Origin of the sequence: Paenibacillus rigui, from assembly GCF_002234615.1 — a bacterium.
Taxonomy (GTDB): domain Bacteria; phylum Bacillota; class Bacilli; order Paenibacillales; family NBRC-103111; genus Paenibacillus_S; species Paenibacillus_S rigui.
In genome coordinates this window covers 147,427-154,994 of sequence record NZ_NMQW01000001.1, presented here as the reverse complement: position 1 = coordinate 154,994, position 7,568 = coordinate 147,427, and the positions used below count along the sequence as shown (strand labels likewise).

7 protein-coding genes are annotated in these 7,568 nt (G+C 34.5%); 2 read left to right on the top strand and 5 right to left on the bottom strand.

Annotation, left to right across the window (positions count from 1 at the left end):
* From CF651_RS33340 to CF651_RS00700, 3 genes are all read right to left on the bottom strand, one after another.
* On the bottom strand, nucleotides 1-124 hold a 124-nt coding region (locus CF651_RS33340; RefSeq protein ID WP_094012925.1), incomplete at its 3' end, for a transposase.
* Nucleotides 125-275: 151 nt separating this feature from the next.
* Nucleotides 276-2,564, bottom strand: coding sequence for a hypothetical protein (locus CF651_RS00705; RefSeq protein ID WP_094012908.1), 2,289 nt, complete (start codon nucleotides 2,562-2,564; stop codon nucleotides 276-278).
* Nucleotides 2,565-2,618: 54 nt separating this feature from the next.
* Nucleotides 2,619-2,972 carry an HIT family protein gene (locus tag CF651_RS00700; RefSeq protein WP_094012907.1) on the bottom strand — a complete coding sequence of 118 codons (354 nt, stop codon included), beginning with the start codon at nucleotides 2,970-2,972 and terminating at the stop codon, nucleotides 2,619-2,621.
* Between the two features lie 99 nt (nucleotides 2,973-3,071).
* Here CF651_RS00700 and CF651_RS00695 point away from each other — a divergent pair, with 99 nt between their 5' ends.
* Together CF651_RS00695 and CF651_RS00690 are read left to right on the top strand one after the other, a co-directional pair.
* On the top strand, nucleotides 3,072-4,478 hold the full coding sequence (locus tag CF651_RS00695) for an undecaprenyl-phosphate glucose phosphotransferase (protein WP_094012906.1): 1,407 nt from the start codon (nucleotides 3,072-3,074) through the stop codon (nucleotides 4,476-4,478).
* A gap of 24 nt (nucleotides 4,479-4,502) precedes the next feature.
* Nucleotides 4,503-5,423, top strand: coding sequence for an NAD-dependent epimerase/dehydratase family protein (locus tag CF651_RS00690; protein WP_094012905.1), 921 nt, complete (start codon nucleotides 4,503-4,505; stop codon nucleotides 5,421-5,423).
* Nucleotides 5,424-5,703: 280 nt separating this feature from the next.
* Here CF651_RS00690 and rfbD read toward each other — a convergent pair whose 3' ends face one another.
* Together rfbD and rfbB are read right to left on the bottom strand one after the other, a co-directional pair.
* Nucleotides 5,704-6,549 carry a dTDP-4-dehydrorhamnose reductase gene (gene rfbD / locus CF651_RS00685; protein WP_094012904.1) on the bottom strand — a complete coding sequence of 282 codons (846 nt, stop codon included), beginning with the start codon at nucleotides 6,547-6,549 and terminating at the stop codon, nucleotides 5,704-5,706.
* The gene (rfbB, locus tag CF651_RS00680; protein WP_094012903.1) at nucleotides 6,546-7,556 is read right to left on the bottom strand and encodes a dTDP-glucose 4,6-dehydratase; all 1,011 of its coding nucleotides are present in this window, start codon (nucleotides 7,554-7,556) and stop codon (nucleotides 6,546-6,548) included. Before rfbB ends, rfbD begins: the two co-directional genes overlap by 4 nt.
* Nucleotides 7,557-7,568 lie beyond the last annotated feature (12 nt).

Genomic DNA, 7,568 nt, shown 5'->3' with positions numbered 1-7,568 from the left:
GGCTGAGCATAACAGGACTTAATTCATGCTTGGCTGCAATCTCGTTTACGGTCTGCTCCTCACGGAGGACCTCCAGGACGACCTTCGTCTTAAACTCTGAGGTGTATCGGTTCCGTTTTTCCATGGCTTCATTATAACTTATTTTTCACTCTCCCGTGTCTCAACCTATGGGAGCATTATAGAAGGGGGAGGAACATAATCCACTACCCCTTTTCCAAACCATTTATTGATTCTTATTATTAAGCTTTTATTGTCTTTCTAGTATTGCTTCATAGTTATTGTGATGAGAATTTGATCTCATTGGGATACCTAATTTCTTCATTTACACTTTCTAAAACTACATAAATCCATTCGTTATCAGGATATTGTATTCTTTCAATTTTAATTTTATTCCCGTTTTTAGTTATAAGATAATTAGCCCCTTCAATAGTAGCTTTGTTTTCAAGAGTATTCTTTATCAATGCAATGTTCTGATTTTTATTTATACCGTTCTGCCAGTTTACATCTGTTAAATTTTCAACTTTAATATTTTCAAGTTTGTATAGATTATTTAATGAGGATAGATTTGAAGGTACGTCAGATATTATTTTTAAAGCCTTAAATTCTGAAACTCTAAGATTAGTCATGTTAGCTGGATATGCACTTAACACAGTTCTACCTTCCCCATTTATAATTCTAACTGGAATATTTATTAACTCGGCAGTATCCGGTAGATTATAGCCACCGGCTGTTCCCAAATCGTTAACTTTTTCTGAGGACCAGCCATCTTGAACACTAACAATTTTCCTCAGTCCGAAACCGAAAAATCTTTTATTGTTCCATTGGCTTCGATAAGAGATGGAGAAATCCACAATTACATTGTTTAATTTATCATCCGTTTTAGCAATAATTTCAACACTATTTTCTGATTTTTGTTCTATTGAATACTGGACATTGTTATTATAAATATTTTCATTTATTTGTTTTTTCCATATTGTACTATAAGGTGTTATTGCCTCAGCTTTATAGGAAGTTAATAACTCCCTATAAAAAAACCAATTTGCTCGCTTTACCCATAACTCATATGGAAAAAAATCTTCTCTCATGGTCGTCACAAATTCAGGTTGAAGCGAATGGAATTTATCTAAGTATTTTGTTCTGTATTTGTCTCCGAGTACATGTATAATGTAGTCCATGCCAGATGATTGATACTGGTTTGATAATACTTCTAGAGCGGACGCATAGGTGGAAAATACATCATTAGTTTTAATTACTTTGTTTGAAGCGATATTCAATTCTTTACCATACTTAGATAAGTACCCATTTAATTCAGGGACGAAGGTTTCTCGCTTACTATGTAGTCTGCCAATAGTTTCATCTAAATGGAAAAATGATAAGTATAACCCTGCAATTATAAGAACTGTATTTAAGGTTAGAGTCAATTTCATGTTTTTAACGGAAACATTCTGAATTAATTTGCTAAATATAGTAATATATAAAATCATATAAACTGGCCAAAATAGACCTTGTTTTTCGCTATTAATTGCATAAGCATATCCAGCAATCATTGAAGTCAAAAACAAGAACAATAAATATACTTCATTTATAGTGTGCTTCTTTTTTTTAATTTTAATAGAATAATAAAATATAAATAATAAACAAAAAAGAAGTTCTAGATTAATTGGAAAATCCGACAAAGTTAATAATTTAGACTGATATCCAGTTGCATAATACCAAAATTGATATTTAGCTACACCCAAAAAGTTGTAGTCTAACCAATTAGAGAAATTTCCAAAGGTAAGTATATTAACAATAAAATAGCATCCTGTTAAACAACCAATGAAGTACAGTAGAATATTATACAAGAATTTTTTTTCGAATTTTAAATTCAAGAGAACCATAATAAAGCTCCCTGCAATAAAAACACTTATGCCGTAATCATTTGACCAAGATATACTGAACCCTATTAGAAGTCCATATAATGTTGAAATGAAGTATGAGTTTTTAAATAAGACATGTTTAAATTTTAATTTATTACATATAATAAAAACAAGAATTAGTAAGAATGGTAGAAAAGCACGAACCATTCTATCTGAATTTCCAGGTTGTACATAGTATAGGAAGTCATATCTTTTGAAAAATTCTGAGACTATAGAAAAGCCAGTATAATTGCAAGCAGATAGTAACAGCACCAAAGTTAATAGTAGACTCTTTACATTACTTAGATTATTACATCTTGAGATAACATAAACTGAAAGAGCAAACATAAATGATGTAATAAAATTAGTTGCGAATAAACTGCTGGTAAAATTATTTCCTAAAAATAATAAAGGAATTGAATTAATATATAATGGTCCTAAACCAAGATAATAGAAGAAATCTTGAAAAGGTGTTTGGCCTTCCAGTAATCTACGATAACCATTGTAATTTTGAAAATCTCCATTAGCTGGATAAAAGTCTGAAAAGTATATTCGATTTAAAGCAAAATTCAAACAAATTAGAGTGAGAATTATAAAATAACTAACAAGAACAATACATTTTTGTTTCGTAGTAAAAAATTCTAAAGTTTTTTTGAAAAGGTACAATGTTTTTCCTCCAATATATTTACCATGATATATGTAGTATAATAGTATATACTTCTAATTTGATGTGATGGCTTTTTCAATTAAATGCAATCCCCTCAGTTGCATTCCAGTTGCCCTTGGAATTAAATGTAAATGGAGATGGCTTACTACTTCACTTATTGTAACGACATATACTTTCTCTGCATGATGTTCGAATTTTAATCGGCTTTCTATTTCTTGTATTAAAGTCCCCATTTCAATGATCTCTTTACTTGTTAAATCAGACCACGTTGTTACGTGTCTTCTTGGCTCAAGTATACAATAACCAGGTAAAAGGGCAGAAGATGTATTTCTAATAATCCAAAATTCTGTACTTTGTATTATTGCTTGTGGTTGTATTTTATGTAATTCACAAATTTTACAGTTCAATTTTTAATCCCCCTGACATACGTTTTAATATTTTTTTATAGTCACATGTTATAATTGTCTTGTTAAACATGCAATAGAAATTTGTGAGGTGAATTATTCTTGGTACGCAGAGGTCAGAGTTTTTTGTCTCTAATTTATGCTTTTGCTGATTTTATAAGTGTTCAATTAATGTTCTTATTATCCTATTGGCTTAAATTCACAAGTAATTGGATTGCGTATGAAGCCCCGCTTTCTTTTAAACATTATATGTTATGGAGTTTCATATACGGAATAATAGCAATAGGAATTAGTTATTTTCTTAATTTTTATTCTTCAAAGCGTAAAAAGCAGTTTTCTTTTGAAGTATTTAAGATCATTCAAGTCCACTTTATAAGTCTATTGATGTTGTTAAGTATTTTGTTTGTTTTTAAGGAAGTCCACGTATCCCGTTCTTACTTATTGCTGTTCTTAGTAAATTGTATATTATTAACTAGTTTTTATAGGTATATGGTGAAAGTCACTCTGAAAAGCTATCGGGAAAAAGGATACAATAAGCAATTTGTGCTCATACTTGGAGCCGGTACTTTAGGTCGAAAGTTTTTTGATAACTTATCCCATTATCCAGAGTTAGGATACGATGTCGTTGGGTTTTTAGACGATTACCAGGACCAACATGATGTTGACTTATCGCGTTACAAACCAATTATAGGCAAAATAGATGATTTGGAATCAATTTTGCAGGAAATATTAGTTGACGAAGTTATTATTGCCTTGCCATTAAATGCGCATAGTAAATATGCAAAGATAATTAATGTGTGTGAAAAAGCAGGTGTCAAAGCTCTAATTATTCCTGATTTTTATGATTATTTACCTTCTAGGCCATATTTCGATAATTTTGCTGGAATGCCACTTATAAATGTTAGAGATATTCCTTTAGATGAACTAAGTAATCGCTTTTTGAAAAGAACCTTTGATATATTATTTTCAGCAATAGCTATTATTATAACTTCTCCTATTCTAATTTTTATTGCAATTGGTGTGAAATTATCGTCATCTGGCCCCATTATCTTCAAACAGGAACGTGTGGGTTTGAACAGGCGAACTTTCATGATGTATAAATTTCGTAGCATGAGGATGCAAACGGAGGAATCTTCGGATACCAATTGGACAATACAGAATGATCCGCGTAAGACTAAATTCGGGTCATTTATAAGAAAAACGAGTTTGGATGAATTGCCACAGTTTTTTAATGTATTATTTGGACATATGAGTGTGGTTGGCCCAAGACCTGAAAGACCCTATTTCGTAGAACAATTCAAGGAAGAGATCCCAAAGTACATGGTCAAACATCATATTCGCCCTGGAATAACAGGCTGGGCACAGTCAAATGGTTTACGTGGTGATACCTCGATAGAAGATAGAATAAAGCATGATATTTTTTATATTGAAAATTGGAGCTTTCTCTTCGATATTAAAATTATTATAAAAACAATCGTAAATGGGTTTATTAATAAAAACGCTTATTAAATTATTAGCAAATGGAGCATAAAGATGAATGTCTTGGTAACTGGCGGAGCCGGATTTATTGCTTCTCATATTGTTGATCGTCTTGTTGAGTTAGGACATCAAGTTTCAATAATTGATAATTTTTCAAATGGAGATCCCAAGCATATAAATAAACAGGCAAGTTTATATAATATTTCGATTCTGGATGAAGAGATTGATGATATTTTCGAAAAGATTAAACCTGAAGTAGTTATTCACCATGCAGCTCAGATTGATGTGCAAACCTCAATAAGGCAACCTGATCTTGATGCAGGGATAAATATTCTAGGAACCATTAAACTTTTGAAGCAATGCAAATTTAAAGGAGTTCGAAAAATAATTTATGCTTCTTCTGCCGCGGTATATGGGACTCCTGAGTATTTACCCGTGGATGAGAAACATCAGGTAAAGCCTTTGTCTTACTATGGCGTTTCTAAGCATACCCCTGAACATTATATAGAAGTTTTCTCCCTTTTATATGGGATGGATTATACTATACTGAGATATGCTAATGTGTATGGAATAAGACAGGACCCCAAAGGAGAGGGAGGAGTTATTTCCACTTTTATGGATAGTTTTTTAGTTGGACGTTCACCTGTCGTTTTTGGAGATGGCGAACAAACTCGTGATTTTATATATGTGAAGGATGTTGTAGAAGCAAATATTGCTGCATTGGAAAAAGGTAGCCGAGGTATTTTCAATATTAGTTGCAATATACAAACCACTATAAATGAATTGTTACAGAAATTTAGCATGCTTAGTGGCAAGTCATTTAAACCCATTTATCATTCCCCTAGAATGGGTGATATAGTTCATAGTTACTTAGATAATTCATTGGCTATGAAAGAGCTAGGCTGGAAACCTATATATTCCTTAGAGGATGGATTAAAAGAAACTTTTGAATATTATGATAATATGTACAGTTAACTTTGAATTTCATTAGGCCCATCATTACATTTAGAATGTTAATAATTGAGTGAGTGGTTAAAACAAGATTTACTCAAATTTGTATATAGGACTTACTGAATAATCTGAAATGTGTTACGAGTAGAAGTAAAGTATACGAAGGGACTTTAGGAAATCGATTGCGCGTTCCAAAAGCCAAGCTTCTAAAGTTAAGCCTGGCTTTCTTATGTTTTGGTTGGTGTGACTATAGCCTCACTGATTTATTTTAGAATAAAAAAATTCTTCTGATATAAATGAAAAATCATTGACTATGTTTATGGTTCAGATGTACCTTTAATCCCTCCCGCCAATGCCGCAAATCCTCAAACCCATTCGCACGCAGTGCCGAATGGTCCAGTATAGAATACTTAGGTCTCAGTGCAGGCCTAGGGTATTCCTCGGTTGTGCAAGGTTCGACAACTACCTCTAATCCAAATTCCTCAAAGATAGCTAAGGCGAATTCGTACCAGGAACAGGATCCACTGTTGGTAGCGTGATAAATCCCGTACTTCTCGGTTCCCACCAATTGCAGCAGAAATTTTGCGAGATCTTCAGTAAAGGTAGGCGAGCCTATTTGATCATGGACTACTTTTAGTGATTTTTTATCCTGAGCAAGCTTAAGCATAGTTTTAACAAAATTATGACCATGGAGTCCATATACCCAGGAAGTTCGAACGATGAAATATTTCGAAGATAACGATTCCACCATACGTTCCCCGGCTAATTTGGACTTGCCATATACCCCAAGGGGATTAGGTTGATCGTATTCTTTATATGGAACAGTTGTATTGCCATCAAACACGTAATCCGTGCTGATATAGCACATTTTAGCTCCAATTCGCTCAGCAGCTACCGCCATATTTCGAGCACCATAGGCGTTCACCGCAAAAGTTGTATCCTCATCCTGCTCTGCTAAGTCAACTGAAGTGTAGGCGGCGCAATGAATGACCACGTCCGGCTGATGTTGTTCCAGAACTCGGATGCACTGTTCGGTATTTGTTATATCCAGTTCATCACGCCCAAGACCTATAACATCACTGGAAGGTTGAAATAAACGAACCACATCGTATCCAAGCTGCCCTCCGGCACCTGTTACCAATACTCTCATATTATATCGCCTACCTGTAAATCAGTAGATTGCCTATACGCACCGGATTGGATTCTTTCCCACCATGTTCGGTTCTCTAAATACCACTGGATAGTAGCCTGAATACCTGCTTCAAAATGATGCTTAGGCTTCCAGCCTAGTTCAGTACGAATTTTCGTTGCATCTATACCATAGCGCCGATCATGTCCAGGGCGATCTTGTACAAAGTTGATCAAAGACTCCGGCTTATTTAATTCCTGCAGGATGGATCGAACGATTTCTAAATTAGTCTTTTCATTATTCCCGCCGATATTATATACTTCACCACTGATTCCCTGATGCATAACCAGATCAATAGCGCTGCAATGATCTTCAACATAAAGCCAGTCTCTTACATTAAGTCCGTCCCCATAGATAGGTAAAGGCTGATCCGTGAGTGTTCGCAATATCATTAGCGGAATCAATTTTTCCGGGAATTGGTACGGCCCATAGTTATTTGAGCAGCGTGTAATATTCACGTTCATTCCAAAGGTTTCATGATAGGACCTTACTAATAAATCTCCACCTGCCTTACTTGCGGAATAGGGACTGTTGGGAGCCAGAGGCGTCTTCTCTGTAAACAGTCCGGTTGGTCCCAGTGATCCGTATACTTCATCAGTGGAAATCTGGACAAATTTTCGGAGATTATGTTTTTTTGCACTGTCCAGAAGGACTTGGGTCCCAAGAACATTAGTTTTTATAAAAAGCTGGGGATCCTCAATGCTGCGATCCACATGCGATTCTGCGGCAAAGTTTAATACAATATCTATTCCTTGCCCACATAACTGATCGACTAAGGAGGAATCCAATATATTGCCTTTTACAAAGGTGTAGTTGGGAAGTGTATCGATTGACTTGAGATTTTCAAGATTACCAGCATAAGTTAGGGCATCCAAGTTGGTGATACGATAGTGGGGATACTTGTTGGACAGATACTTGACGAAGTTGCTTCCGATAAATCCGGCGCCGCCTGTAATAAGTACATTCATAGAAAAGAGACT